The organism is Citrobacter sp. Ct235, from assembly GCF_030332305.1.
Classification (GTDB): domain Bacteria; phylum Pseudomonadota; class Gammaproteobacteria; order Enterobacterales; family Enterobacteriaceae; genus Citrobacter_A; species Citrobacter_A telavivensis.
On record NZ_JAOWIC010000047.1, the window covers coordinates 167,407 to 192,458 of the forward strand.

Genomic DNA, 25,052 nt, shown 5'->3' on the forward strand with positions numbered 1-25,052 from the left:
CAGGTATTATGCTTCGCATCAAAAATGAAGGGAGAGGAAAAGATGCCATCTTTCGATATTGTTTCTGAAGTTAATCTTCAGGAAGCGCGTAACGGCGTAGATAACGCCATTCGTGAAGTTGAGTCACGCTTTGATTTTCGCGGCGTTGAAGCGACATTTGAGCTCAACGATGCCAATAAAACGATCAAAGTGCTGAGCGAATCCGATTTCCAGGTCAACCAGTTGCTGGACATTCTGCGTGCCAAGCTGCTTAAACGTGGTATTGAAGGGACGTCACTCGATGTGCCAGAAGAGTTCGTTCACAGCGGGAAAACCTGGTTTGTGGAAGCGAAACTGAAGCAGGGCATTGAGAGTGCGGTTCAGAAGAAAATTGTTAAGCTGATTAAAGACAGCAAGCTGAAGGTGCAGGCACAGATTCAGGGCGAAGAGATTCGCGTGACCGGGAAATCCCGTGATGACCTCCAGTCCGTAATGGCGCTGGTACGCGGTGGCGATTTGGGGCAGCCGTTCCAGTTTAAAAACTTCCGCGATTAATCTTTCACGGTCCGGTTTTCCGGACCGTTTTTCTTTTTACGTCTTTACGCCTGACTGATGGCCTGCTCAACCTCAAAGCGGTTGGTCAGTTTGCTGTCGATCTTCACGTAAGCGGAATGTTCCTGTTGTGCAATCAACACTTCACTGACGCCTTTTGTTGCCAGCAAACGCTGTTTCAGCACGTCATCGGCCGCAATCTCCGGCGGAATGACCACCCGCAGGCTGCTGACATAGGGCGGTTCTTTCATGGTGCTGGCGACGGCGAGCCAGACAACGGCTAAAAACGCGCTGGCAAGAAAAACGGTTTGCCCGTCAAACATTCCGTCAACCCAGCCGCCCAGCGATCCCCCCAACGCGACGCCGAGGAACTGGCTGGTGGAATAAACGCCCATGGCCGTCCCTTTGTAACCCGCCGGCGACTCTTTGCTGATTAGCGATGGGAGGAGCGCTTCCATCAGGTTGAAGGCGAGGAAGAACAGTTGCATGCCGATAATCAGTTCCCAGAAATGGGCGCCCGCGCCCCAGAGAACAATCTCGGCAATCACAATCAGCGCCACACAGAACAGGAACACCCGTTTCATCCGGCGCTTCACTTCGGCGTAGATAATGAACGGGACGACCGAGCCAAACGAAATCAGCATGGTCACCAGATACACTTTCCAGTGTTCTGCCGCAGGCAGACCGGCATCAGCCAGTTGGCCGGGCAGGGCAACGAAGGTGGACATCAGCAAAATGTGCAGACACATGATGCCGAAGTTGAGCTTCAGCAGTTTCGGTTCCGCCAGTACCTTACTGAAACTGCCTTTGACCATTCCCGATTCGCGATTGAGCACGTGGTTGGCACTGTCAGGCACGACCCACAGCGTCAGGACGATCCCTGCCGTTGCCAGAACGGCAATCATCCAGAAGAGGGCGTTGAGCCCCAGGGCGTGGGTGATTATCGGCCCGAGCACCATCGCTATCGCGAAGGTAATGCCAAAGCTCACACCAATAAACGCCATCGCCTTCGTGCGGTTTTGTTCGCGGGTTAAGTCAGACAGTAGCGCCATCACCGCGGCGGCAATCGCGCCCGACCCCTGTAAGGCACGGCCAAGAATAATGCCCCAGATGGAGTCCGACAGCGCGGCAATGATGCTGCCGAGGATAAACACGGCAAGTCCGCCGACAATCAGCGGTTTGCGACCGATGCGGTCGGAGAGTAGCCCAAAAGGGATCTGAAAAATGGCCTGCGCCAGACCATAGATACCGATGGCGAGGCCAATTAAGGCTTCGCTGGCACCCTGTAGCGCCATGCCGTATGTGGTCAGAACCGGCAGGACCATAAACATGCCAAGCATGCGCAAAGAAAATACGGTCCCTAAACCCCAGGTGGCGCGCAACTCACCCGGCGTCATTTTATAATCGCTCATTCCCACCTCTGTCTCAATTTCGCGCCTAGTGTAAAGCGCTAAGCAGGCGGGGTAAATATGCGCTTTATTAACAAATGTTGGGGTTGTGAGTGGCGTCGGCTAGAGACGAAAATGCCGGATGACGATACTAACGTATCTTATCCGGCCTACTAGCAATATGCTTTTTTGTAGGCCGGATAAGGCGTCAGCCGCCATCCGGCATAGAAGATGTGACGATTAACTTACCAGACGTAGGTCAGCAGATTGTGCGAATCCGGCACCATAAAGTCGACGGACATCATCACGGAGAGCGCGGTAATGGCGATGATGGAGAAACCGAACAGTTTGCGCGCCCAGACTCTGTCATCTTCCACTTTATAACCGCGCAGCGCCATGCCCAACCACCAGACGCTCACCGCCGCAGCAACAATCAGGTATTTATAACCTGCATAGCCGCCCAGAGTTAGCATCAGGGTGGCGATAGCAAATGCCACGATGTACAGCGTGATGTGGTTCTTCGCGACCGAAATGCCTTTCACCACCGGCAGAACCGGGATGTTAGCCGCCTGATAATCCTTAAAGCGGAAAATCGCGATGGCATAAGAGTGCGGCATCTGCCACAGGCTGAAAATCGCCAGCAGAATCAGCGCGCCGCTGTCGAACTCACCGGTTACCGCGCAGTAGCCGATCACCGGCGGCGCCGCGCCGGAGAGAGAGCCGATCAGCGTCCCGTAGACCGAGTGGCGCTTCATATACAGGCTGTAAACGCCCACATAAACCACAAAGCCCATCACGCCCAGCCAGCAGGCCAGAGGATTCGCGCCAAACCACAGCAGCATGAAGCCAGCAATACCCAGCAGGGTGGCGTACACCAGCGAGACCGCAGGGGAAATCAGACCTTTAACCAGTACGCGGTTTTTGGTCCTTTCCATCTTTCTGTCGATATCCCTGTCGATGTAGTTGTTAAATACACAACCCGACGCCACAACCAGTGACACTCCGACCAACGTGTAGATGAACAGGGGATAGTCGATGCTGCCCTTCGAGGCCAGCAGGAATCCCCCGATCACCGAGATCAGGTTGCCAAAGATGATGCCTGGTTTCGTTACTTGCAGGTATTGCTTAAACATCATAACCGCCGCTCTTAGTGCATCATCATATTGTAGTTGAGGTTCCACATGATCCAGATGGAACCGACAACCAGGATGGCGATGATCAGCACGGTAAAGACAAAGGCCGTCATGTTCCAACCTTCATCAGATTTGCTATTCATGTGCAGGAAGCACACCAGATGCACCAGAATCTGCACCACTGCCATTGCCAGGATAGTCCCCAGAATTACGGCCGGAGAGGCAGCACCCGTCATCACCATCCAGAACGGAATGACCGTCAGGATGATCGACAGGATAAACCCTGTCATGTAGGTTTTTACGCTGCCATGGGACGCGCCGCTGTTCACGTTAGAATGACTCATTACATCGCCCCCATCAGATAAACAACAGTGAACACACAGATCCACACCACATCCAGGAAGTGCCAGAACAGGCTCAGGCACATGATGCGGGTACGGTTGGTGCTGGTCAGGCCGCGACGGGCGACTTGCACCATCAGCACGGCCATCCAGATAAGACCGGAAGTCACGTGCAGACCGTGGGTGCCGACCAGCGCAAAGAACGCTGACAGGAAGCCGCTGCGATCCGGACCCATACCGTTAACAATCAGGTGATGGAATTCATAGATTTCCATCCCGATGAATCCGGCACCGAACAAGAAGGTCAACGCCAGCCAGGAAACCACCTGGCTTTTGTTGTTCTTGTGCATGGCGATCGCCGCCATGCCGTAGGTGATGGAGCTGAACAACAGCAGGAATGTTTCAACCAGAACGAACGGCAGTTCAAAAATGTCCTTACCTGTCGGGCCACCTGCGGTGCCGTTCACCAGAACGGCATAGGTTGCAAACAGAATAGAGAACAGAATGCAGTCGCTCATCAGGTAGATCCAAAATCCGAAGATTTTGGTCTGGCCTGCGTCGTGGTGCCCGTGTTCGTGCGCGTGGGCAGTCGCGTGCGCTAAAGTATCAGTTGCCATTTTTCAGCCCTGCCTTAGAAATCTCATCGAAATGCTGGTTTTCCAGTTTTTCGACTTCCGGGACTGGTACGTAGTAGTCCACGTCCTCGTCAAAGCTTTTCACAATCCAGCTGATGATCATGCCTGCGAAGCTTGCAATCGCCAGCCACCAGATATGCCAGATCATGGCGAAACCAAACAGTGTTGCGAAGGCGGTAATGACGATACCGGCACCGCTGTTCTTCGGCATATGAATTTCTTCATAGTGCGCAGGCTGCTTGTACGCTTCACCTTTTTCTTTCATTTCCCAGAAGGCATCACGCTCGTGAACGTGCGGCACAATGGCAAAGTTGTAGAACGGCGGTGGAGAAGAGGTTGCCCACTCCAGCGTACGACCACCCCATGGGTCACCGGTCAGGTCACGGTTCTGCTCGCGGTCGCGAATAGAGACGTAGATCTGAATCAGCTGGCACAGGATACCCAGTGCAATCAGCGCGGCACCGCAGGCGGCAACGACCAGCATTGGATGGAACTGAGGGTCAATCTGCTGGCTGAGACGACGTGTCATACCCATAAAGCCCAGCACGTACAGCGGCATAAATGCCACGAAGAAGCCGATGATCCAGAACCAGAATGCGCGTTTACCCCAGGTTTCGTTCAGCGTGAAGCCAAACGCTTTTGGCCACCAGTAGGTCATACCTGCGAAGCAACCAAATACGACGCCGCCGATGATAACGTTATGGAAGTGCGCAATCAGGAACAGACTGTTGTGCAGTACGAAGTCCGCACCCGGAACCGCCAACAGTACGCCGGTCATACCGCCGACTGAGAAGGTCACGATAAAGCCAATCGTCCACAGCATTGCTGAGTGGAATACGATACGGCCCTGATACATGGTGAACAGCCAGTTGAAGATCTTCACCCCGGTCGGGATGGCGATAATCATGGTGGTAATACCGAAGAAGGCGTTTACGTTAGCGCCTGCACCCATGGTGAAGAAGTGGTGCAGCCAAACAACGAACGACAGAACGGTGATACACACGGTTGCCCACACCAGCGAGGTGTAACCAAACAGACGTTTACGTGAGAAGGTTGCCGCGATTTCGGAGAACACCCCGAAGACCGGCAGAACCAGAATGTACACTTCCGGATGGCCCCAGGCCCAAATCAGGTTGATGTACATCATCATGTTGCCGCCCATATCGTTGGTAAAGAAATGGGTACCCAGATAGCGATCGAGGGTCAGCAACGCGACGGTAACCGTCAGGATTGGGAAAGAAGCGATAATCAGGATGTTCGCGCACAGAGATGCCCAGCTGAATACCGGCATCTTGAACATGGTCATTCCTGGCGCACGCATCTTAATGATGGTCACAAAGAAGTTGATACCGGTCAGCGTTGTACCAATACCGGATAGCTGGACTGCCCATATCCAATAATCGACCCCGACGCTGGGACTGTACTCTATTCCCGAGAGCGGCGGATAGGCCAGCCAACCGGTCTGTGCGAATTCACCCACGCCCAGAGACAGGTTAACCAGGATTACGCCGACAACGGTGAACCAGAAGCTCAGGTTGTTCAGGAATGGGAACGCAACGTCACGTGCGCCGATCTGCAGCGGAACCACCAGGTTCATCAGACCGATAACGAACGGCATTGCCACGAAGAAGATCATGATCACGCCGTGAGCCGTGAAGATCTGGTCGTAATGGTGAGGTGGCAAGAAGCCCGCTTCACCTGCAGAAGCCAGCGCCTGCTGGCTACGCATCATGATGGCGTCGGCAAAGCCACGAATCAACATGACGATTGCGACGATGACATACATGATGCCAAGGCGTTTGTGGTCAACCGAAGTCAGCCACTCTTTCCACAGGTAGGTCCACTTACCGAAGTAAGTGATTAGGCCCAGTAAGGCCGCACCACCGATGATAATGGCAGCGATCGTAACCATGACAATGGGTTCATGGAACGGCACTGCATCCAGCGTCAATTTTCCGAACATCGTATTCTTCCTCGGCCCCTTAGTGAGCGGATTCCGCGTGGCTCATGTCCATGCCTTCCATGCCTTCGTGTGCGTTGTGCTCACCTTCGGGTTGGGTCATGTCCATGCTCTTACCGTGAGCCATAAATTTGTTAATAACGTCTTTAAACAAATCGGGTTTCACGTTGGAGAAGTATTCCACCTGGTTGTATTCGCTTGGCGCAGCCACTTTCTCGAACGCAGCCATGTCGCTCATGGTGTTCGGTGACTGTTTCGCTTTAGCAACCCATTGGTCGAATGCGGCGCGGTCCTGTGTAGCGATAGCCTTGAATTTCATACCGGAGAAGCCAGGTCCGCTATAGCTTGCGGAGATACCATCATAGGTACCGGCTTCATTGGCGATCAGGTGCAGTCGAGTCTGCATACCGGCCATGGCATAAATCTGGCTACCCAGACGCGGGATGAAGAAGGAGTTCATCACGGAGTTGGAGGTCACTTTGAAGTAAACCGGAGTGTTCGCCGGGAAGGCGATTTCATTCACGGTAGCAATGCCCTGTTCCGGGTAGATGAAGAACCATTTCCAGTCCATGGAAACCACTTCGATGGTAATGGGCTTCTCGTCATGCGCCAGCGGCTTGCTTGGCTCAAGAGCGTGAGTGGTTTTCCAGGTCAACACCGCAAGGAAAATAATGATTAAGATAGGCACCGTCCAGACCACAGCTTCCACTTTATTGGAGTGTGACCAGTTCGGGCTATACTTCGCATCTTTATTGCTTGCACGGTACTTCCAGGCAAAACCTACAGCCATCAAGATTGCAGGAATAACGACGATCAACATCAGGCCAAATGCCGTCAGTATCAGTGAACGTTGCTCCAGTCCAATCTGTCCTTTGGGATCTAACAGCGCAGAATTACAGCCACTGAGTAATGCAGTGCCTGCAATTAATGACATCCATCCCAAACTTTTATTGTATTTCCTGAGTCTCATTTAACGACCTCAATTCCACGGGACCTGGTGGCGTTTAAAGTGTGTGGGCATTTTACGGGAAGGTTACATTACTGTAAACATCATTGGATCTGTGTTACCGGGTTCTGCCGCCCGTGTCACATATGTTGCAAGATATGTCGCTGCTGCATTAAGAACCTGTTGCAACATCACGTTATAACGAAAGGAGACTTCAGGGAGGTGACAGGAGGGCAATTGGTATAACCAATGCGAAAATAAAACAATTGCTTAACAACTGATTATCAATAAAGAGACAAAATAAATACAAAATATAAATGTGTTCAGGCTGAATCGATCAAGGAAAATAAAACCTATAAAAGGCGTCAATAATTTCCAGATTCTATTGCGCACAAAACAACAAATATTAATTTTTTCAGTTGCTGTTTATTTAGCCGATATAATTACGCAGGGTGATTACAACGGCTAAATAAGAGCGGCAGTTTACACCAGTCGCGTTTTGCGCAGCGCCAGATAGTCGAGCAATCCGCCAAACACGATGCCCAAAATGGCGACCGCTAACGCGATTTCCAGTAATCCGGCGAGGAAGGAGAAGTTAGTAAAGTCCAGCGCGTTCATCGACAGGAGCAGCAGCCAGACGGCGAGCAACGCACATCCTGTCATCAGGATCCATAATGCCAGACTGTAGGCTGAACGGAACTCTGTGCGCGGCAGGAAACTTTCGCTCTGTCGCGTGTACTCCAGCGTTTGCCGACACACCAACAGCAATAGCAGACCCGGAACGGCCGCCACAACCGAGAAAAGATAAAATGTCGACCAGCCGTGGGCTTCGACAAACCAGCCGGCAACCGGACCAACATAGACGCGCCCCACGGCAGAAAGTGCCGACAACAGGGCAAACTGGGTGGCGGAAAACGACTTATTACACAGCGTCATCAGCAGCGCGACAAACGCCGACGTGCCCATTCCCCCGCACAGGTTTTCGAAAAACACGGCGGCAGCCATGCTGAACATGTGTTTGTCCGTCACCGAAAGGAGCCAGTATCCGGTGTTAGAGACGCCCTGCAGGATGCCGAAAAGCAGCAACGCGCGAAACAGCGTCAAACGTTGCATCAATACCCCGCCATACAGCGCGCCAATAATGGTGGCAATCAGTCCCAGCGTTTTATTGACGACGCCGACTTCACCGGCGTCGAAGCCAACGCCACGAATCAAAAAGGTGGTGGTCAGGGTCATCGCGAAGGCATCACCCAGCTTATAAAGGATGATGAGCAGCAAAATCAGCCAGGCGTTGTTGCGACCAAAGAAATCGCGCAGCGGAGCGGCCACTGCCTGTTCCAGCGTTTTCGGCACCGGAATAGTGTCAGTTGGTTCGGGAGCGAGCAGCGTGGAAATAATGCAGGGGATCAGAAATGCCGCCATCAGCCAGTACATGCCCTGCCAGCCGAGCCAGCGGTCGGCCATCCACAGCGCCAGCCCGCCGGACACCAGCATCCCGAGACGGTAGCCGAGCACGCTGATTGCCGCACCGGTTCCGCGTTCTTCTGCGGTTAAGACGTCCGTTTTCCAGGCGTCAAACACGATGTCCTGCGAGGCCGAGCAAAAGGCAATCACTACCGCCAGCGCTGCCATCCAGCGTAGCTGGGTTCCCGGCTCCAGAAAGCCCATTGCGGCGATGGAAATCAGTAAGAGACATTGTGTCGTCAGCAACCATCCGCGCCGACGGCCTAAAAAGGGCGGCGTGTAACGGTCCATGACCGGAGACCAGAGAAACTTAAAGACATAGGCCTGACCGACCAGCGAAAAGAAACCGATGGTTTTCAGGTCGATATTTTCGACGGTCATCCACGCCTGAAGCGTACCGGAGGTGAGTGCGAGCGGCAGACCGGAGGCAAAGCCTAGCATCAGCAAAATGGCTGATTTCGGTTGCTGAAAAATGCGTAAGTAATGATTGGACATGGGCATGAAAACTGACCCGGCGAGGTGCCGGGTCAGTAGACGGAATTAACGCGCGTTTTGCTTGATGAAATCGTGGACGCTGGTGTCCTGAGACATGTCAGCGATAGTGTCGGTCAGGACGCTGTTAACCGCGTTAGCGATATTCTTGTTGGTGGCCTGGAAAGCCCCTTCAACAGAATAGCTGGCACGGTAGTTTTTGGTCATCTTGTTGCCATTCGCTGCGGTGGCGATGATAGCGATATCCGCTTTGGTCGCGATGTTGTAGCGAACGTTGCCCTGAGACACGTCGGCATACAGCTGGTTCACGATAATCTGCAGGTTGACCGCACCGTTCGGGCCTACCATATAACCGCGGGAGGTCATCTGTTTTTCCAGTACTTCTTGTAACAGGAAGCGCAGATCGCGAGAAGCGGTCAGCGTGACCAGTTGATTGTCGCGGGTCACTTTCGCCAGCGCCTGGTCCGGACGCTGATCGGCGCCGTTGATGCTGACGGTCACACCCATCAGACTGGGATCCTGCTGCGGAAGCGTGATTTTAGGCGAAACGTCAATCGTGGTTGGCGGTGTCGCACAGCCTGCCAGCATGAAAAGCGCGATTAACGGGAAGAGGATTTTTTTTAGCATGTTCGTGTTCTCAGTAACTCTGAATCATATGGATAGAGAATAATTCCCGCCATCATAACATCGCCAACGGCGAGGGGAAGTGGGTAACGTATGTAAATTCATCATGTTGTCCGAATAATGAGGTGACAGGGATTAAATTTGGGGTTTATGCCATCGACCAAAGGGTTGAATCAGTAAACTTCATCGCTTTGACAGCGAAAATCAGACGAAGGCTAAATTTTTGTTGTAATGGTGTAATGGAACCGGTAAAAGCGGCTAATATTTAAAGGGATGGGTGACATCTCAGCGCCGTTTGAGGAGATATATCATGATGATACGTGAGCAAATAGAAGAAAAATTAAGGGCAGCGTTCCAACCCGTGTTCCTCGAAGTCGTGGATGAAAGCTATCGTCACAATGTCCCGGCTGGTTCAGAAAGCCATTTTAAAGTCGTTCTGGTTAGCGATCGCTTTACCGGCGAGCGTTTTTTGAATCGTCATCGGATGATCTACGGTACGTTAACCGCAGAACTGTCCACAACGGTCCATGCGCTGGCGCTACATACCTATACCATTAAAGAATGGGAAGGATTGCAGGATACGATCTTTGCGTCGCCGCCGTGTCGTGGTGCAGGAAGCATCGCTTAAAAACGCATTTGCAACCGCTGGCGTTTTTCCAGTATGTTGCTAAAGATTATGTGAAAACGGCCTGCGGGCCGTTTTGTTTTGTCTGAATTTTGCACTGGTCAGACCCTTTTCAGGGCAAAAATAGCCGGGAATTGTGAAAAATGCCGCAGCAACGCGCAATAACCGTTCTCGACTCATAAAAGTGATGCCGCTATAATGCCGCGTCTTATTTGAATGTCTTCGGGATGATTCTGACGACAGGGAATGTGATTGATTAAGAGAACATCCCGGTTCCGCGAAGCTAATAATCTGTGCTTGCGGAGTAGAGTTGACCGAGCACTGTGATTTTTTGAGGTAACAAGATGCAAGTTTCAGTTGAAACCACTCAAGGCCTTGGCCGCCGTGTAACGATTACTATCGCTGCTGACAGCATCGAGACCGCTGTTAAAAGCGAGCTGGTCAACGTAGCGAAGAAAGTACGTATTGACGGCTTCCGTAAAGGCAAAGTACCGATGAATGTTGTTGCTCAGCGTTATGGCGCGTCTGTTCGTCAGGACGTTCTGGGTGACCTGATGAGCCGCAACTTCGTTGATGCCATCATCAAAGAAAAAATCAATCCAGCAGGTGCACCGAACTACGTTCCGGGCGAATACAAACTGGGTGAAGACTTCACCTACGCGGTTGAATTCGAAGTCTATCCGGAAGTTGAACTGACCGGTCTGGACGCAATCGAAGTTGAAAAACCGGTTGTTGACGTTACCGACGCCGATGTTGACGTGATGCTGGACACTCTGCGTAAGCAGCAGGCGACCTGGAAAGATAAAGACGGCGCTGCGGATGCAGAAGACCGCGTCACCCTCGACTTTACCGGTTCTGTAGACGGCGAAGAGTTCGAAGGCGGTAAAGCGTCTGATTTCGTACTGGCAATGGGCCAGGGTCGTATGATCCCGGGCTTTGAAGACGGTATCAAAGGTCACAAAGCAGGCGAAGAGTTCACCATCGACGTGACCTTCCCGGAAGACTACCACGCTGAAAACCTGAAAGGTAAAGCGGCGAAATTTGCCATTAACCTGAAGAAAGTGGAAGAGCGTGAGCTGCCGGAACTGACTGAAGAATTCATCAAACGTTTCGGCGTTGAAGATGGTTCTGTTGCCGGTCTGCGTGCTGAAGTGCGTAAAAACATGGAACGCGAGCTGAAAGGCGCAGTGCGTAACCGTGTTAAAACTCAGGCCATCGACGGTCTGGTGAAAGCGAACGACATCGACGTTCCTGCTGCTCTGATCGACAGCGAAATCGACGTTCTGCGTCGTCAGGCTGCTCAGCGTTTCGGCGGTAACGAGAAACAAGCTCTGGAACTGCCGCGTGAACTGTTCGAAGAACAGGCTAAGCGTCGCGTAGTGGTTGGTTTGCTGCTGGGCGAAGTGATTCGTACCAATGAACTGAAAGCGGATGAAGATCGCGTGAAGGGCCTGATCGAAGAGATGGCTTCTGCTTACGAAGATCCGAAAGAAGTGATCGAGTTCTACAGCAAAAATAAAGAGCTGATGGACAACATGCGCAACGTCGCTCTGGAAGAACAGGCTGTTGAAGCGGTTCTGGCGAAAGCGAAAGTGACTGAAAAAGCCACGACCTTCAATGAGCTGATGAACCAGCAGGCGTAATTCCGCTTAATCGCGCGAAATTCGCACAAAGACCCGTCACCGTCAGGTGGCGGGTCTTTTTTTTGTCACGACTTTTGCATGGAAGAGTGCGAAAAAGCGTTTTTCGGTGTTAGCGTTAAAGCAAAAGATTGTTATGCTTGAATTATGGCGATGCCGTACCCATAACAGAGGGACTAGCTGATAATCCGTCCATAAGGTTACAATCGGTACAGCAGGTTTTTTCATTTTTTATCCAGGAGACGGAAATGTCATACAGCGGCGAACGAGATAACTTTGCACCCCATATGGCGCTGGTGCCGATGGTCATTGAACAGACCTCACGTGGTGAGCGCTCTTTTGATATCTACTCTCGTCTACTTAAGGAACGTGTCATTTTTCTGACCGGCCAGGTCGAAGATCATATGGCTAACCTGATTGTGGCGCAGATGCTGTTCCTGGAAGCGGAAAACCCGGAAAAAGATATCTACCTGTACATTAACTCTCCGGGTGGCGTGATCACCGCAGGCATGTCGATTTATGACACCATGCAGTTTATTAAGCCAGACGTCAGCACCATCTGTATGGGCCAGGCGGCCTCGATGGGCGCGTTCTTGCTGACAGCCGGGGCGAAAGGTAAACGTTTCTGCCTGCCGAACTCCCGCGTTATGATTCACCAGCCGTTGGGTGGTTACCAGGGTCAGGCAACAGATATTGAAATTCACGCCCGTGAAATCCTGAAAGTAAAAGGGCGTATGAACGAACTTATGGCACACCATACGGGTCAATCTCTTGAGCAGATTGAACGTGATACTGAGCGCGATCGCTTCCTCTCTGCCGCTGAGGCAGTTGAGTATGGCTTAGTCGACTCGATTTTGACCCATCGTAATTGATGCCCGGGGCGCAACTCTGCCGCTATACTTACCAGGGGCGGCACAACGCGACAAAGCGAGTTGCGCCTGAGAATGGCATTTTGCGTCGTCGTGTGCGGCACAAAGAACAAAGAAGAGGTTTTGACTCATGACAGATAAACGCAAAGATGGCTCGGGCAAATTGTTGTACTGCTCTTTTTGCGGCAAAAGCCAGCATGAAGTGCGTAAGCTCATCGCCGGTCCATCCGTGTATATCTGCGATGAATGTGTCGATTTGTGTAACGACATCATTCGCGAAGAGATTAAGGAAGTTGCACCGCATCGTGAACGCAGTGCGCTGCCGACGCCACACGAAATTCGTAACCACCTTGACGATTACGTCATTGGTCAGGAACAGGCGAAGAAAGTGCTGGCGGTCGCGGTATACAACCACTACAAACGTCTGCGCAATGGCGACACCAGCAATGGCGTCGAATTGGGCAAAAGTAACATTCTGCTGATCGGCCCGACCGGTTCCGGTAAAACGCTGTTGGCGGAAACGCTGGCGCGTCTGCTGGACGTCCCGTTCACGATGGCGGATGCCACCACGCTGACCGAAGCGGGTTACGTGGGTGAAGACGTTGAGAACATTATTCAGAAACTGTTGCAGAAGTGCGACTACGATGTGCAGAAGGCACAGCGTGGTATCGTCTATATCGATGAAATTGATAAGATTTCCCGCAAGTCTGACAACCCGTCGATTACCCGTGACGTTTCCGGCGAAGGCGTACAGCAGGCGCTGCTGAAACTGATCGAAGGGACGGTTGCCGCCGTTCCGCCGCAGGGTGGACGTAAACATCCGCAACAGGAATTCTTGCAGGTAGATACCTCTAAGATCCTGTTTATCTGTGGCGGCGCATTTGCCGGTCTGGATAAAGTGATCGCCAACCGTGTTGAAACCGGCTCCGGCATTGGCTTTGGCGCGACGGTGAAAGCGAAATCCGACAAGGCCAGCGAAGGCGAACTGCTCTCGCAGGTAGAACCGGAAGATTTGATCAAGTTCGGTCTGATTCCTGAGTTCATCGGTCGTCTGCCGGTCGTGGCGACGCTGAGTGAACTGAGCGAAGAAGCGCTGATCCAGATCCTGAAAGAGCCGAAAAACGCCCTGACCAAGCAGTATCAGGCGTTGTTCAACCTCGAAGGCGTTGACCTGGAATTCCGCGACGAAGCGCTGGATGCGATTGCCCGCAAAGCGATGGCGCGTAAAACCGGTGCCCGTGGTCTGCGTTCCATCGTAGAAGCCGCGCTGTTGGATACCATGTACGATCTGCCTTCAATGGAAGACGTCGAAAAAGTGGTGATTGATGAGTCGGTGATCGGCGGTCAGAGCAAGCCATTACTGATTTACGGTAAGCCGGAAGCGCAGCAGGCATCTGGTGAATAATTAACCAATTCATACAATCAGTTAATCAGAAAGGGGGGATTTTATCTCCCCTTTTATTTTTCCGTAAACATGGCGTTGAATGTGTGGGAAACATCCCCATATACTGACATACATGTTAAAGGTGGCGTGAAGCACAGCTATGCCATCTGATTACCTGGCGGACACTAAACTAAGAGAGAGCTCTATGAATCCTGAGCGTTCTGAACGCATTGAAATCCCCGTATTGCCGTTGCGCGATGTGGTGGTTTATCCGCACATGGTCATACCCTTGTTTGTAGGGCGGGAAAAATCTATCCGTTGTCTGGAAGCGGCTATGGACCATGATAAAAAAATCATGCTGGTCGCCCAGAAAGAAGCATCAACGGATGAGCCGGGTGTAAACGATCTTTTCACCGTCGGGACCGTGGCCTCTATTTTGCAGATGCTGAAATTGCCTGACGGCACCGTCAAAGTGCTGGTCGAGGGGTTACAGCGTGCGCGTATTTCTGCGCTGTCTGATAACGGCGAGCACTTCTCTGCGAAAGCGGAATATCTTGATTCGCCTGCTATTGATGAGCGCGAACAGGAAGTGCTGGTACGGACGGCTATTAGCCAGTTCGAAGGCTATATCAAGCTGAACAAGAAAATCCCACCAGAAGTGCTGACGTCGCTCAATAGCATCGACGATCCGGCGCGCCTGGCGGACACCATCGCGGCCCATATGCCGTTGAAGTTAGCGGATAAACAGTCCGTGCTGGAAATGTCAGACGTGAACGAGCGTCTGGAGTATCTGATGGCGATGATGGAGTCCGAAATCGATCTGTTGCAGGTTGAGAAGCGTATTCGCAACCGCGTGAAAAAGCAGATGGAGAAATCTCAGCGTGAGTACTATCTGAATGAGCAGATGAAGGCGATTCAGAAAGAACTCGGTGAAATGGACGACGCGCCGGACGAAAACGAAGCGCTGAAGCGTAAGATCGACGCGGCGAAAATGCCGAAAGAGGCGAAAGAGAAAGCCGAAGCTGAACTACAGAAGCTGAAAATGATGTCTCCGATGTCGGCTGAAGCGACCGTCGTGCGTGGCTATATCGACTGGATGGTACAGGTGCCGTGGAATGCGCGTAGCAAGGTCAAAAAAGACCTGCGTCAGGCGCAGGAAATCCTCGATACCGACCATTACGGTCTGGAACGTGTGAAAGACCGCATCCTTGAGTATCTCGCGGTACAAAGCCGTGTAAACAAAATCAAGGGACCGATCCTGTGCCTGGTGGGACCGCCGGGGGTGGGTAAAACCTCTCTGGGTCAGTCCATCGCTAAAGCGACCGGGCGTAAATACATCCGTATGGCGCTGGGCGGCGTGCGTGATGAAGCGGAAATTCGTGGTCACCGTCGGACGTATATCGGTTCTATGCCGGGTAAACTGATCCAGAAAATGGCCAAAGTGGGCGTTAAAAACCCGCTGTTCCTGCTTGATGAGATCGACAAAATGTCTTCTGACATGCGTGGCGATCCGGCATCCGCACTGCTTGAGGTGCTGGATCCTGAGCAGAACGTGGCGTTCAGCGATCATTACCTGGAAGTGGACTACGATCTCAGCGACGTGATGTTTGTAGCGACCTCCAACTCCATGAACATTCCGGCACCGCTGCTGGATCGTATGGAAGTGATCCGTCTGTCCGGTTATACCGAAGACGAGAAGCTGAACATTGCCAAGCAGCATCTGCTGCCGAAACAGATCGAACGTAATGCGCTGAAGAAAGGTGAACTGACGGTCGAAGACAGCGCCATTATCGGCATCATTCGTTACTACACCCGTGAAGCTGGCGTGCGTAGTCTGGAGCGTGAAATCTCCAAACTGTGCCGTAAAGCGGTTAAGCAGTTGCTGCTGGATAAGTCACTGAAACACATTGTGATCAATGGCGACAACCTGCACGACTACCTGGGCGTACAGCGCTTTGACTATGGTCGTGCGGATAATGAAAACCGTGTCGGCCAGGTGACCGGTCTGGCGTGGACGGAGGTGGGCGGCGACCTGTTGACCATCGAAACCGCCTGCGTACCGGGCAAAGGCAAGCTGACCTACACCGGTTCGCTGGGTGAAGTGATGCAGGAATCCATCCAGGCAGCGCTGACCGTAGTACGCGCGCGCGCGGAAAAACTGGGTATTAATCCGGACTTTTACGAAAAACGCGATATTCACGTTCACGTACCAGAAGGGGCGACGCCGAAAGACGGTCCGAGCGCTGGTATTGCGATGTGTACCGCGCTGGTTTCCTGTCTGACCGGCAACCCGGTGCGTGCTGATGTGGCGATGACCGGTGAGATCACCCTGCGTGGTCAGGTACTGCCGATCGGTGGGTTAAAAGAAAAACTTCTGGCTGCACACCGTGGTGGTATTAAAACGGTCTTAATTCCAGATGAAAACAAACGCGACCTGGAAGAGATTCCGGACAATGTTATTGCCGATTTGGACATCCATCCGGTGAAACGCATTGAAGAGGTTTTGACCCTCGCTTTGCAAAATGAACCCTCTGGAATGCAGGTTGTGACGGCAAAATAGTGACCTCGCGCAAAGAGCACTAATAAAAACAGGGCTGGCAGGCCATTTCGTACTTGCCAGCCTTTTTTTGTATAGCTAATTTAGATGACGGATTGGGCTTGCCATCATTATCGGGTGTTGTAAGGGCATGGCAGGCCTGATATAACTGCTGCGCGGTCGTACTTTGAAGGATTCAGGTGCGATATAAATTATAATGAGGAAGAGAAGAGTGAATAAATCTCAACTGATCGACAAAATTGCTGCAGGGGCTGATATCTCCAAAGCTGCGGCTGGGCGTGCGTTAGACGCAATTATTGCTTCTGTTACCGAATCTCTGAAAGAAGGGGATGACGTTGCGCTGGTAGGTTTTGGTACTTTTGCTGTTAAAGAGCGTGCTGCCCGTACTGGTCGCAACCCGCAAACAGGTAAAGAGATCGCCATTGCTGCCGCCAAAGTACCTGGTTTCCGTGCAGGTAAAGCACTGAAAGACGCAGTAAACTAAGCGTGATCCCCTTCCGGGGACAGGACTCAGTACAAGGGCGCATCAACTGATGTGCCTTTTTTATTTTTGCAGCGATTTTATACACGTTGTGGGCTGACAATTGCCCCCGTTTCTTGTCACAATAGACCTTTATGCGCAGTGTTCAGGAAACGCTATGCTGCGTAATGCGTATATACACAAAGATATTCACGTTGCATCGGGCCAGTTCATGACGAAGCAGCCTGAATGATGCAGTGTATAGTCACCTACAGCGGAGTGTGGTTACACCATGATGGACAGCTTACGCACGGCTGCAAACAGTCTCGTGCTCAAGATTATTTTCGGAATCATTATCGTGTCGTTCATTCTGACCGGCGTGAGTGGTTACCTGATTGGCGGAGGCAACAACTACGCCGCTAAAGTGAATGACCAGGAAATCAGCCGTGGGCAGTTTGAGAATGCGTTCAACAGCGAACGTAATCGCATGCAGCAGCAGTTGGGCGATCAGTATTCTGAGCTCGCGGCGAACGAAGGTTACATGAAAACGCTGCGCCAGCAGACGCTCAATCGTTTGATTGATGAAGCGCTGCTTGACCAGTATGCCCGCGAACTCAAACTGAGTATCAGCGACGAACAGGTGAAACAGGCCATTTTCTCCACGCCGGCATTCCAGGTGGACGGCAAGTTTGATAACAACCGCTACAACGCGATTGTGAATCAGATGGGGATGACCGCTGACCAGTACGCGCAGGCGCTACGTAATCAACTGACCACTCAGCAACTCATCAGCGGCGTCGCAGGCACTGATTTCATGCTCAAAGGCGAGACCGATGAACTGGCGGCGCTGGTCTCTCAGCAGCGTATCGTCCGTGAAGCCACGATTGACGTTAACGCGCTTGCTGCAAAGCAGTCGGTGACGGACCAGGAAGTGGCCAGCTATTATGAGCAGAACAAAAATAGCTTCATGACCCCGGAACAGTTCCGCGTCAGCTACATCAAGCTGGATGCGGCGTCGATGCAAAAGCCGGTGAGTGATGAAGATATTCAGTCTTATTACGATCAGCACCAGGATCAGTTCACGCAGGCGCAGCGTAACCGTTACAGCATCATCCAGACCAAAACGGAAGATGAAGCGAAAGCGGTGCTGGACGCGCTGAACAAAGGTGGTGACTTTGCTGCTCTGGCGAAAGAAAAATCTGCCGATATCATCTCTGCCCGCAACGGCGGCGATATGGGCTGGCTGGAAGAAGCCACCACCCCGGATGAACTGAAAAATGCTGGACTGAAAGAGAAAGGTCAGCTTTCTGGCGTCATTAAATCCTCTGTTGGCTTCCTGGTCGTACGTCTGGACGACATTCAGCCGGCAATTGTGAAGCCGCTGAACGACGTTCGCGATGATATCGCCGCGAAAGTGAAACAGGAAAAAGCGCTGGATGCTTACTTTGCCTTACAGCAGAAAGTGAGCGACGCGGCGAACAATGACACGGAATCTCTGGCCGGTGCCGAACAGGCGGCTGGTGCGAAAGCGGTACAAACTGGCTGGTTCAGCCACGACAACCTGCCGGAAGAGCTGAATTTCAAACCGGTATCTGACGCCATTTTTGATGGTGCTCTGTTGGGGGAAAACGGCGCGCCGGGCAGAAACTCCGATATCATCACCGTGGATGGTGACCGCGCGTTTGTCCTGCGTATCAGTGAGCACAAGGCAGAAGCCGTGAAGCCGCTGTCTGAAGTGAAAGATCAGGTTACGGCGCTGGTTAAGCACAACAAAGCAGAGCAGCAGGCTAAACTGGATGCGGAAAAACTGTTGGTTGAGCTGAAGGCCGGTAAAGGCGCTGAAGCAATGAAAGCCGCAGGTCTGAGCTTTGGCGAGTCTAAAACGCTGAGTCGTACGGGTCAGGATCCGGTTAGCCAGGCGGCGTTTGGTCTGAGCCTGCCGGCGAAGGACAAGCCGAGTTATGGCGTTGCCAACGATATGCAGGGCAATGTGGTTCTGTTGGCGCTGGACGACGTGAAAGCGGGGTCGATGCCGGAAGAGCAGAAGAAAGCGATGGTTCAGGGGATCACCCAGAACAATGCGCAGATTGTCTTTGAAGCGCTGATGAGTAACCTGCGCAAAGCGGCGAAAATTAAAATCGGCGATGCAATGGATCAGCAGCCGTAATCGTCGAGGCTTCTCGCAAATCATTGCACAACCGTTGCAACTCCTGAAGGCCGCTTTCGCGGCCTTTTCCATTTCTGAAATTTGCCATTTGTTCGTTGGGTTTCGCCTCGCTATCGTGATTCCACTGTTAACAAACAAGGAGAAAACAGTATGAAACATGGAATCAAAGCGTTGCTTATCACTCTTTCATTTGCCTGCGCGGGTATGACGCAAAGCGCGCTGGCGGCGACATCGACAGCGGCTGCGAAAAGCACGGTGGTGGAGACTAACGCGCAAGCACCGGCCGCAGGGCAAAACAAAGCCGCTGTTCCGGCGAAAGCCGGCGCCGAGGAGGGCACCAGGGTTAGTATTAATACCGCGTCGGCAGAGGAGCTGGCACAGGCGATGAATGGCGTTGGTCTGAAGAAAGCGCAGGCGATAGTCAGCTACCGTGAGGAATACGGCCCGTTTAAAACGGTGGAGGATCTCAAGCAGGTGCCGGGAATGGGAAATTCGCTGGTAGAACGTAATCTGTCAATTTTAACACTTTAATAACTTGCGCAGTGGCAAAAATTTGCCAGGATAAGAGAGGTCATACCAGTTATGGCCTCTCTACTCATGTCTTTCAAGCTGCAGATGCGTTGGCTACGTTCGTTCGCGAGTCACTTACTTTAGTAAGCTCATCGGGACTCACTGACTTGCCGCCTTTCTGCAACTGGAAATCCATAGAGTACATTCTTATAAAAAACGTAAGGTTTCTGCGCTATGCAAACACAGATTAAAGTTCGTGGTTATCATCTTGATGTCTATCAGCACGTGAATAATGCCCGCTACCTTGAGTTCCTGGAGGAAGCGCGCTGGGATGGCCTGGAGAGCAGCGATAGCTTTCAATGGATGACTGCCCATAATATCGCCTTCGTGGTGGTCAATATAAATATCAACTATCGTCGCCCGGCGGTGCTGAGTGACCTGCTGACCGTTACCAGTCAGGTACAACAGCTAAACGGGAAAAGCGGTATTTTGAGTCAGGTGATTACGCTGGAGCCTGAAGGGCAGGTGGTGGCCGATGCGCTCATTACGTTCGTCTGTATCGATCTGAAATCGCAAAAAGCGCTGCCGCTGGAAGGGGAGTTACGCGAAAAACTGGAACAGATGGTGAAGTAACGTCTTATTGCCTGATGGCACTGCGCTTATCAGGCCGACATGTTCATCGCGTGTTGCGAGTAGGCCGGCTAAGGTGCCAGCACCGCCATCCGGCGAAACCCACACCTACTTCAGCCCGGTTTTTTGCTTCATTGCGGCCATCACGGCCGGTTTATCCGCCAGATAATGATTCAGGCCATTTGCGCGCAGATTACAGGCCGCACAGTGGCCGCAACCGTCACCCTTAATGCCGTTGTAGCAGGTCAGCGTTTGTTCACGCACCAGATCCAGCTTGCCCCAATAGTCTGCCAGCGCCCAGGTTTCAGCTTTATCAAGCCACATCAGCGGCGTTTCAAAGCGGATATCCTTCGCCATCCCCAGTTTGATCGCATGATTCAGCGCTTCGACAAAATCATTACGGCAGTCAGGGTAACCAGAAAAGTCGGTCTCGCAGACGCCGGTAATCACCGCTTCCGCTTTCACCTGATAAGCATAAATCGCCGCCAGAGTCAGAAACAGAATATTGCGTCCAGGGACAAAGGTGTTAGGGATCCCATCGGCATCCGGTTCGTAATCCGGAACCGGGATGTTGTCACGGGTCAGACTGCTGACGGCCAGTTCACTCAGCAGCGTCACATCCAGTACTTTGTGCGCGCGCGCGCCCAGGTTCAGAGCCAGATCACGTGCAACATCAATCTCTGCGCGATGGCGTTGACCATAATCAAAGGTCACGCAATGCACTTCATCATACTGATGCAGCGCCTGCACCAGACAGGTGGTGGAGTCCTGGCCTCCACTGAATACTACGACGGCACGTTTCATGGTTTGTCCTGATCATTCACAAAAACGTTATGGTAGCGCCAGAGTTGCGCCTCGACCAGCTTCTTCACGATGCCGGTGGCGGCAGCCAGGCTTCAGTGAACTCAAACCAGCCGCGCGGGTTCAGGCGCACTCCGTTCACGCCCGGCGGCGCGCTGATGCGATAGTGATAGTTAAACAGCGGCGTCAGCGTGGCGTCATTCATCAGGCTGGCGAAAACTTGTTGTAGTGCGGCAAAACGATGTTCCTCTTCTGGTCTGTTTTGCAACGCATCCAGCGTGGCCTGAAGATGGGAGAACGTCGGTGCATCAAGCACGTGCGGCCAGAGCGAATCGCAACGCAACCACTGTTCGAGAGTATATTCGGGCGCTTCGCCAATCAGTCGGTCTCCCATCATCAGATCCGCTTCGGCAAGCTGTTGGCAGCCATCCCAGGTTTTCGCGTTATGAAAAACCAGCGTCAGTTCGCAACCGAGGGTTGCCAGCGTATGGCGCAGACGTTCTGCCATGGTATGCAGTTCCACCGGCAGGTGATAAACCAGCGTCATTTTTTTCGGCAGTTCAACCTCTTCCAGCCCCTCCCACTGCGGGATTGCCCAACCAGGCAACAGTTCATTACAGGGCGTAATCAGGTTTTCCCTCACATCCAGCGTTTGCAGCAGCGAAGAACGATGGATGAGGCTTACCAGCCGACGAGCCTGTAGTGGCGTCAGACGAGGGCTCTTTTTCAGCGTGAGATAGCAAAAACCGAGGCTGATGCCGGTGCTCACCGGGCTTACCGTCGCGAGCTCTTCGGGTTTGCCAATGGTTATCTGCACCGGATGGCGACAGCTGGTACCCAGATCCTGCGCAAAAAGCTGGGGGGTTATCCAGTACTCAATGGCTTTCAACAACGGATGTGCGAGATGGTAATGGTCGTGGCTTTCCAGACGTACCAGCTCAGGCGTGAATAGCGTCAGACGAAAAGGACCTGTTCCAATGATGGGGTGCTCTGGATGCGCCAGCAGGCTGCCGTAGCTTGCCAGCCGATGAGCCAGCCAGAAATCCGGGCGGTGCAGGATAAACGTCAGACACTGAGGATGCGTCACATCAATATGCTTTACGCTGATAAACAGCCGGTTCAACGCCGGGAGTTCGCGCAACATCAGCAGCCGCTGATGCAATTGTGCGGTCTCTACCGCGTCGCCATTGTGCCAGAACAGCGTCGAGCGAATATAGAAGTCCCAGCGCAAGCCGTCGGCGGAGATGTCCCAGTGGTGGGCTAAATCCCCGCAGGGAAGCTGCGTCTGGCTGTCAAAGCGCGTCAGACCGGAGAAAATCTGTCCCGCCAGATGCTGCTCGGCACGCCCGGGAAGAAAACCGGGATGTAGCGGATCAAGCTGGCGGTAATAGGGAATACGCAGCGTTGGCGTATCGTTTTGCCATTGACCGCCCATAAAGGGCTGCAGCATCGCCCGCAGTTCACCGGGCGCCAGTTGCGCCAGTTCCAGTACGCTAAGCTGTTGGCCCTTTTCCAGCGCCTGTTCCATCATCGCGGTGCGCAACGATTCCGGGGTCACCAGAAATCGCAACTGTCCGCGCTTTCCGCGTCCGGACTGCGCTTCCCAGATCAGCCAGCCAGACTCCTGCGCCTGGCGTAACAACGTGCGGACGTGCCGCTCACTACAGAAGCAACGTTCAGCCAGTTCTCCGACGGTCACGTTCTGCGGTTCGCCGTTAGACGGCTGCCAGAGTCGCTGGTATTGATTAAGCCGATTGAGAAGTCGCATATAAACCCGGAACAATTCCTTTTATCTATTCACTATTACTTCCGTATATATCAGGTGATACTCAATCACAAGTTAATCCGTCACAGAGTGGAGAAAGAGATGGCACGCCTGGCTGCATTTGATATGGATGGCACCCTGCTGATGCCGAATCACCTTTTGGGTGATGAAACGCTTTCGACTCTGGCGCGTTTACGCGAACGCGATATTACCCTGACGTTTGCCACCGGGCGTCATGTGTTGGAAATGCGCCATATTCTCGGCACCTTTTCACTCGATGCTTTTCTGATTACCGGTAACGGGACGCGCATCCACTCGCTGGAAGGCGAGGTACTGCATCGTCAGGATCTGGATCCAGCGGTTGCGGAGATAGTCTTGCATCAGCGCTGGGACACGCGGGCGAGCATGCATGTCTTTAACGATAATGGCTGGTTTACCGGGCAAGAGATCCCCGAGATGCTACATGCTCACGTTTACAGCGGATTTCGCTATCAGATCGTGGATGTCGCGCGCATCCCGGCTGATCGGGTGACCAAAGTCTGCTTCTGTGGCGATCACGACGATCTGACGCGGTTGAAAATTCAGCTTGAAGAGGTATTAGGCGCGCGAGCCCATCTTTGCTTCTCGGCGGTCGATTGCCTGGAAGTGCTGCCGGTAGGCTGTAACAAAGGTTCTGCGCTGGAGGTACTGAGCGGACATCTGGGCCTGTCGCTGGCCGAATGTATGGCGTTTGGCGACGCCATGAACGATCGCGAAATGCTCGGTAGCGTCGGCCGTGGCCTGATCATGGGCAATGCCATGCCGCAACTTATTGCTGAACTTCCTCATTTACCGGTGATTGGTCATTGTCGCAATCAGGCGGTATCACACTTTTTGACACATTGGCTGGACTATCCAAATCTACCTTATTCCCCCGAATGAGAGACCCTACCAGCACCGGGCGTATGCCCGGTTTTTTTTATTTGATTTAATTCACATTCAGCAACCGGGCCAGCTCCGCTTTCCACGCCGTGAGATCGCCAATATGGGCGCTCACCCATTCGGCATGGTAGTAGGTGTCCAGATAGCGCTCGCCGCTGTCGCACAGCAGCGTCACCAGCGAACCGGTTTGCCCGGCTTCACGCATACGGGCGGCGAGTTGCAGCATGCCCCACATGTTGGTGCCCGTTGAGGCCCCCACTTTGCGGCCCAGTTGCGTTTCCAGCCAGTGCGCGGTCGCCACGCTGGCGGCATCAGGTACGCGCAGCATCTCATCGACCACGTCGGCAATGAATGACGGTTCAACGCGCGGACGCCCAATCCCCTCAATTTTACTGCCGACAGGGCTGCGCAGCGTGGCGTCACGCGACTGCCAGAAAGGCAGGAAAACCGAGTTTTCCGGGTCCACCACCATCAGTTGCGTATCGTAACCCTGGCAGCGAATGTAGCGACCAATGGTTGCAGAGGTCCCGCCGGTTCCGGCGCTCATGACAATGTGTTTCGGGACGGGATGCGGCTCGCACTGCATCTGGCGGAAGATGCTGTCGGCGATATTGTTATTACCCCGCCAGTCGGTGGCGCGTTCGGCATAGGTGAACTGATCCATATAATGACCATTCAACTCGCGCGCCAGCTGTTCTGAGGCGGCATAAATCTCGCAGGCGCTGTCCACGAAATGGCAACGACCGCCGTAAAATTCAATCTGTTCGATTTTCCGTTTTGCCGTGCAGGCGGGCATGACGGCAATAAACGGCAGTCCCAGCAGGCGGGCAAAATAGGCTTCGGACACGGCCGTTGACCCGGAAGAGGATTCGATAATGGTTGTGCCTTCTTTAATCCAGCCGTTGCACAGCCCATAGAGGAACAGCGAACGCGCCAGCCGGTGCTTCAGGCTACCGGTCGGGTGGGTGCTTTCATCTTTCAGATAGAGTTGGATACCCGGAAATGCGGGTAACGGCAGGCGGATGAGATGTGTGTCAGCCGAGCGCTGATAATCCGCGTTAATCTCATTGATGGCATTTTTTACCCAGGTGCTGTGCATCATTAATATCCATTTGTCATTTTGTGCCAAGAGTAACGAAAAGCACGGAAAAAATTGTTGCCATTTAGCCTTTAAAATAGAATAGAAGGAGAAAATTCTTCTCTGAGGTG

Annotated in this window: 22 protein-coding genes; 11 read left to right on the top strand and 11 right to left on the bottom strand. The window is 52.8% G+C overall.

The window, feature by feature from the left end; translation table 11 throughout:
- Window positions 1-42 precede the first annotated feature (42 nt).
- The gene (locus OGY35_RS13875; protein ID WP_286632574.1) at window positions 43-534 is read left to right on the top strand and encodes a YajQ family cyclic di-GMP-binding protein; all 492 of its coding nucleotides are present in this window, start codon (window positions 43-45) and stop codon (window positions 532-534) included.
- Window positions 535-578: 44 nt separating this feature from the next.
- Here the strand turns inward: OGY35_RS13875 and OGY35_RS13880 are convergent, their stop codons facing one another.
- From OGY35_RS13880 to OGY35_RS13915, 8 genes are all read right to left on the bottom strand, one after another.
- Window positions 579-1,943 (bottom strand): MFS transporter, encoded by a 1,365-nt coding sequence (locus OGY35_RS13880; protein WP_286632575.1) that lies wholly within the window; start codon window positions 1,941-1,943, stop codon window positions 579-581.
- Window positions 1,944-2,164: 221 nt separating this feature from the next.
- Window positions 2,165-3,055, bottom strand: coding sequence for a heme o synthase (gene cyoE, locus OGY35_RS13885; RefSeq protein ID WP_152405649.1), 891 nt, complete (start codon window positions 3,053-3,055; stop codon window positions 2,165-2,167).
- Between the two features lie 11 nt (window positions 3,056-3,066).
- Complete coding sequence (locus OGY35_RS13890) at window positions 3,067-3,396, bottom strand: cytochrome o ubiquinol oxidase subunit IV (RefSeq protein WP_152405648.1); 330 nt, start codon at window positions 3,394-3,396, stop codon at window positions 3,067-3,069.
- On the bottom strand, window positions 3,396-4,010 hold the full coding sequence (locus OGY35_RS13895; RefSeq protein ID WP_103776618.1) for a cytochrome o ubiquinol oxidase subunit III: 615 nt from the start codon (window positions 4,008-4,010) through the stop codon (window positions 3,396-3,398). Before OGY35_RS13895 ends, OGY35_RS13890 begins: the two co-directional genes overlap by 1 nt.
- Window positions 4,000-5,991 carry a cytochrome o ubiquinol oxidase subunit I gene (gene cyoB / locus OGY35_RS13900; protein ID WP_286632576.1) on the bottom strand — a complete coding sequence of 664 codons (1,992 nt, stop codon included), beginning with the start codon at window positions 5,989-5,991 and terminating at the stop codon, window positions 4,000-4,002. Before cyoB ends, OGY35_RS13895 begins: the two co-directional genes overlap by 11 nt.
- Window positions 5,992-6,010: 19 nt before the next feature.
- Window positions 6,011-6,958 carry a cytochrome o ubiquinol oxidase subunit II gene (gene cyoA, locus OGY35_RS13905; RefSeq protein ID WP_152405646.1) on the bottom strand — a complete coding sequence of 316 codons (948 nt, stop codon included), beginning with the start codon at window positions 6,956-6,958 and terminating at the stop codon, window positions 6,011-6,013.
- Window positions 6,959-7,417: 459 nt separating this feature from the next.
- On the bottom strand, window positions 7,418-8,893 hold the full coding sequence (gene ampG, locus OGY35_RS13910) for a muropeptide MFS transporter AmpG (protein WP_286632722.1): 1,476 nt from the start codon (window positions 8,891-8,893) through the stop codon (window positions 7,418-7,420).
- A gap of 45 nt (window positions 8,894-8,938) precedes the next feature.
- A complete protein-coding gene (locus OGY35_RS13915) occupies window positions 8,939-9,517 on the bottom strand; it encodes a lipoprotein (protein ID WP_061076642.1) in 579 nt (192 codons plus the stop codon).
- 307 nt (window positions 9,518-9,824) lie between these two features.
- On the opposite strand from OGY35_RS13915, the gene bolA reads away from it, so the two are divergent.
- The 9 genes from bolA (at window position 9,825) to fadM (ending at window position 20,359) form a co-directional block, all read left to right on the top strand.
- The gene (gene bolA / locus OGY35_RS13920) at window positions 9,825-10,142 is read left to right on the top strand and encodes a transcriptional regulator BolA (protein ID WP_042324511.1); all 318 of its coding nucleotides are present in this window, start codon (window positions 9,825-9,827) and stop codon (window positions 10,140-10,142) included.
- Between the two features lie 341 nt (window positions 10,143-10,483).
- The gene (tig, locus tag OGY35_RS13925) at window positions 10,484-11,782 is read left to right on the top strand and encodes a trigger factor (RefSeq protein WP_152405645.1); all 1,299 of its coding nucleotides are present in this window, start codon (window positions 10,484-10,486) and stop codon (window positions 11,780-11,782) included.
- Window positions 11,783-12,027: 245 nt separating this feature from the next.
- Complete coding sequence (gene clpP / locus OGY35_RS13930) at window positions 12,028-12,651, top strand: ATP-dependent Clp endopeptidase proteolytic subunit ClpP (protein WP_002891804.1); 624 nt, start codon at window positions 12,028-12,030, stop codon at window positions 12,649-12,651.
- 127 nt (window positions 12,652-12,778) lie between these two features.
- On the top strand, window positions 12,779-14,053 hold the full coding sequence (gene clpX / locus OGY35_RS13935) for an ATP-dependent protease ATP-binding subunit ClpX (protein WP_042324505.1): 1,275 nt from the start codon (window positions 12,779-12,781) through the stop codon (window positions 14,051-14,053).
- A 184-nt stretch (window positions 14,054-14,237) separates the two neighbouring features.
- Entirely contained in the window at window positions 14,238-16,592 is a 2,355-nt protein-coding gene (lon, locus tag OGY35_RS13940) for an endopeptidase La (RefSeq protein ID WP_286632577.1), read from the top strand.
- Window positions 16,593-16,785: 193 nt separating this feature from the next.
- On the top strand, window positions 16,786-17,073 hold the full coding sequence (hupB, locus tag OGY35_RS13945) for a nucleoid-associated protein HU-beta (protein WP_152754439.1): 288 nt from the start codon (window positions 16,786-16,788) through the stop codon (window positions 17,071-17,073).
- A 268-nt stretch (window positions 17,074-17,341) separates the two neighbouring features.
- On the top strand, window positions 17,342-19,216 hold the full coding sequence (gene ppiD / locus OGY35_RS13950; protein WP_286632578.1) for a peptidylprolyl isomerase: 1,875 nt from the start codon (window positions 17,342-17,344) through the stop codon (window positions 19,214-19,216).
- A 150-nt stretch (window positions 19,217-19,366) separates the two neighbouring features.
- Entirely contained in the window at window positions 19,367-19,747 is a 381-nt protein-coding gene (locus OGY35_RS13955; RefSeq protein WP_286632579.1) for a helix-hairpin-helix domain-containing protein, read from the top strand.
- Between the two features lie 213 nt (window positions 19,748-19,960).
- Window positions 19,961-20,359: a long-chain acyl-CoA thioesterase FadM gene (fadM, locus tag OGY35_RS13960; RefSeq protein ID WP_043001576.1), complete on the top strand. Its 399-nt coding sequence runs from the start codon at window positions 19,961-19,963 to the stop codon at window positions 20,357-20,359.
- A gap of 105 nt (window positions 20,360-20,464) precedes the next feature.
- Here fadM and queC read toward each other — a convergent pair whose 3' ends face one another.
- Together queC and OGY35_RS13970 are read right to left on the bottom strand one after the other, a co-directional pair.
- Entirely contained in the window at window positions 20,465-21,160 is a 696-nt protein-coding gene (gene queC, locus OGY35_RS13965; protein WP_286632580.1) for a 7-cyano-7-deazaguanine synthase QueC, read from the bottom strand.
- A 64-nt stretch (window positions 21,161-21,224) separates the two neighbouring features.
- Entirely contained in the window at window positions 21,225-22,925 is a 1,701-nt protein-coding gene (locus OGY35_RS13970) for an SgrR family transcriptional regulator (protein WP_286632581.1), read from the bottom strand.
- A gap of 99 nt (window positions 22,926-23,024) precedes the next feature.
- Between OGY35_RS13970 and cof the strand changes: the two genes are divergently transcribed.
- Window positions 23,025-23,843: an HMP-PP phosphatase gene (gene cof / locus OGY35_RS13975; RefSeq protein ID WP_152405640.1), complete on the top strand. Its 819-nt coding sequence runs from the start codon at window positions 23,025-23,027 to the stop codon at window positions 23,841-23,843.
- Between the two features lie 46 nt (window positions 23,844-23,889).
- Here the strand turns inward: cof and OGY35_RS13980 are convergent, their stop codons facing one another.
- On the bottom strand, window positions 23,890-24,945 hold the full coding sequence (locus OGY35_RS13980) for a PLP-dependent cysteine synthase family protein (RefSeq protein WP_286632582.1): 1,056 nt from the start codon (window positions 24,943-24,945) through the stop codon (window positions 23,890-23,892).
- Window positions 24,946-25,052: the final 107 nt, after the last annotated feature.

Coding starts and splice junctions, on each gene's coding strand:
- clpP (WP_002891804.1), top strand. CDS start 12,028: ATGTCATACAGCGGCGAACGAGATAACTTTGCACCCCATATGGCGCTG.
- lon (WP_286632577.1), top strand. CDS start 14,238: ATGAATCCTGAGCGTTCTGAACGCATTGAAATCCCCGTATTGCCGTTG.
- fadM (WP_043001576.1), top strand. CDS start 19,961: ATGCAAACACAGATTAAAGTTCGTGGTTATCATCTTGATGTCTATCAG.
- OGY35_RS13980 (WP_286632582.1), bottom strand. CDS start 24,945: ATGATGCACAGCACCTGGGTAAAAAATGCCATCAATGAGATTAACGCG.
- OGY35_RS13970 (WP_286632581.1), bottom strand. CDS start 22,925: ATGCGACTTCTCAATCGGCTTAATCAATACCAGCGACTCTGGCAGCCG.
- hupB (WP_152754439.1), top strand. CDS start 16,786: ATGAGGAAGAGAAGAGTGAATAAATCTCAACTGATCGACAAAATTGCT.
- bolA (WP_042324511.1), top strand. CDS start 9,825: ATGATGATACGTGAGCAAATAGAAGAAAAATTAAGGGCAGCGTTCCAA.
- OGY35_RS13915 (WP_061076642.1), bottom strand. CDS start 9,517: ATGCTAAAAAAAATCCTCTTCCCGTTAATCGCGCTTTTCATGCTGGCA.
- cyoA (WP_152405646.1), bottom strand. CDS start 6,958: ATGAGACTCAGGAAATACAATAAAAGTTTGGGATGGATGTCATTAATT.
- queC (WP_286632580.1), bottom strand. CDS start 21,160: ATGAAACGTGCCGTCGTAGTATTCAGTGGAGGCCAGGACTCCACCACC.
- cof (WP_152405640.1), top strand. CDS start 23,025: ATGGCACGCCTGGCTGCATTTGATATGGATGGCACCCTGCTGATGCCG.
- OGY35_RS13895 (WP_103776618.1), bottom strand. CDS start 4,010: ATGGCAACTGATACTTTAGCGCACGCGACTGCCCACGCGCACGAACAC.
- OGY35_RS13875 (WP_286632574.1), top strand. CDS start 43: ATGCCATCTTTCGATATTGTTTCTGAAGTTAATCTTCAGGAAGCGCGT.
- clpX (WP_042324505.1), top strand. CDS start 12,779: ATGACAGATAAACGCAAAGATGGCTCGGGCAAATTGTTGTACTGCTCT.
- OGY35_RS13880 (WP_286632575.1), bottom strand. CDS start 1,943: ATGAGCGATTATAAAATGACGCCGGGTGAGTTGCGCGCCACCTGGGGT.
- ppiD (WP_286632578.1), top strand. CDS start 17,342: ATGATGGACAGCTTACGCACGGCTGCAAACAGTCTCGTGCTCAAGATT.
- tig (WP_152405645.1), top strand. CDS start 10,484: ATGCAAGTTTCAGTTGAAACCACTCAAGGCCTTGGCCGCCGTGTAACG.
- ampG (WP_286632722.1), bottom strand. CDS start 8,893: ATGTCCAATCATTACTTACGCATTTTTCAGCAACCGAAATCAGCCATT.
- cyoE (WP_152405649.1), bottom strand. CDS start 3,055: ATGATGTTTAAGCAATACCTGCAAGTAACGAAACCAGGCATCATCTTT.
- OGY35_RS13890 (WP_152405648.1), bottom strand. CDS start 3,396: ATGAGTCATTCTAACGTGAACAGCGGCGCGTCCCATGGCAGCGTAAAA.
- cyoB (WP_286632576.1), bottom strand. CDS start 5,991: ATGTTCGGAAAATTGACGCTGGATGCAGTGCCGTTCCATGAACCCATT.
- OGY35_RS13955 (WP_286632579.1), top strand. CDS start 19,367: ATGAAACATGGAATCAAAGCGTTGCTTATCACTCTTTCATTTGCCTGC.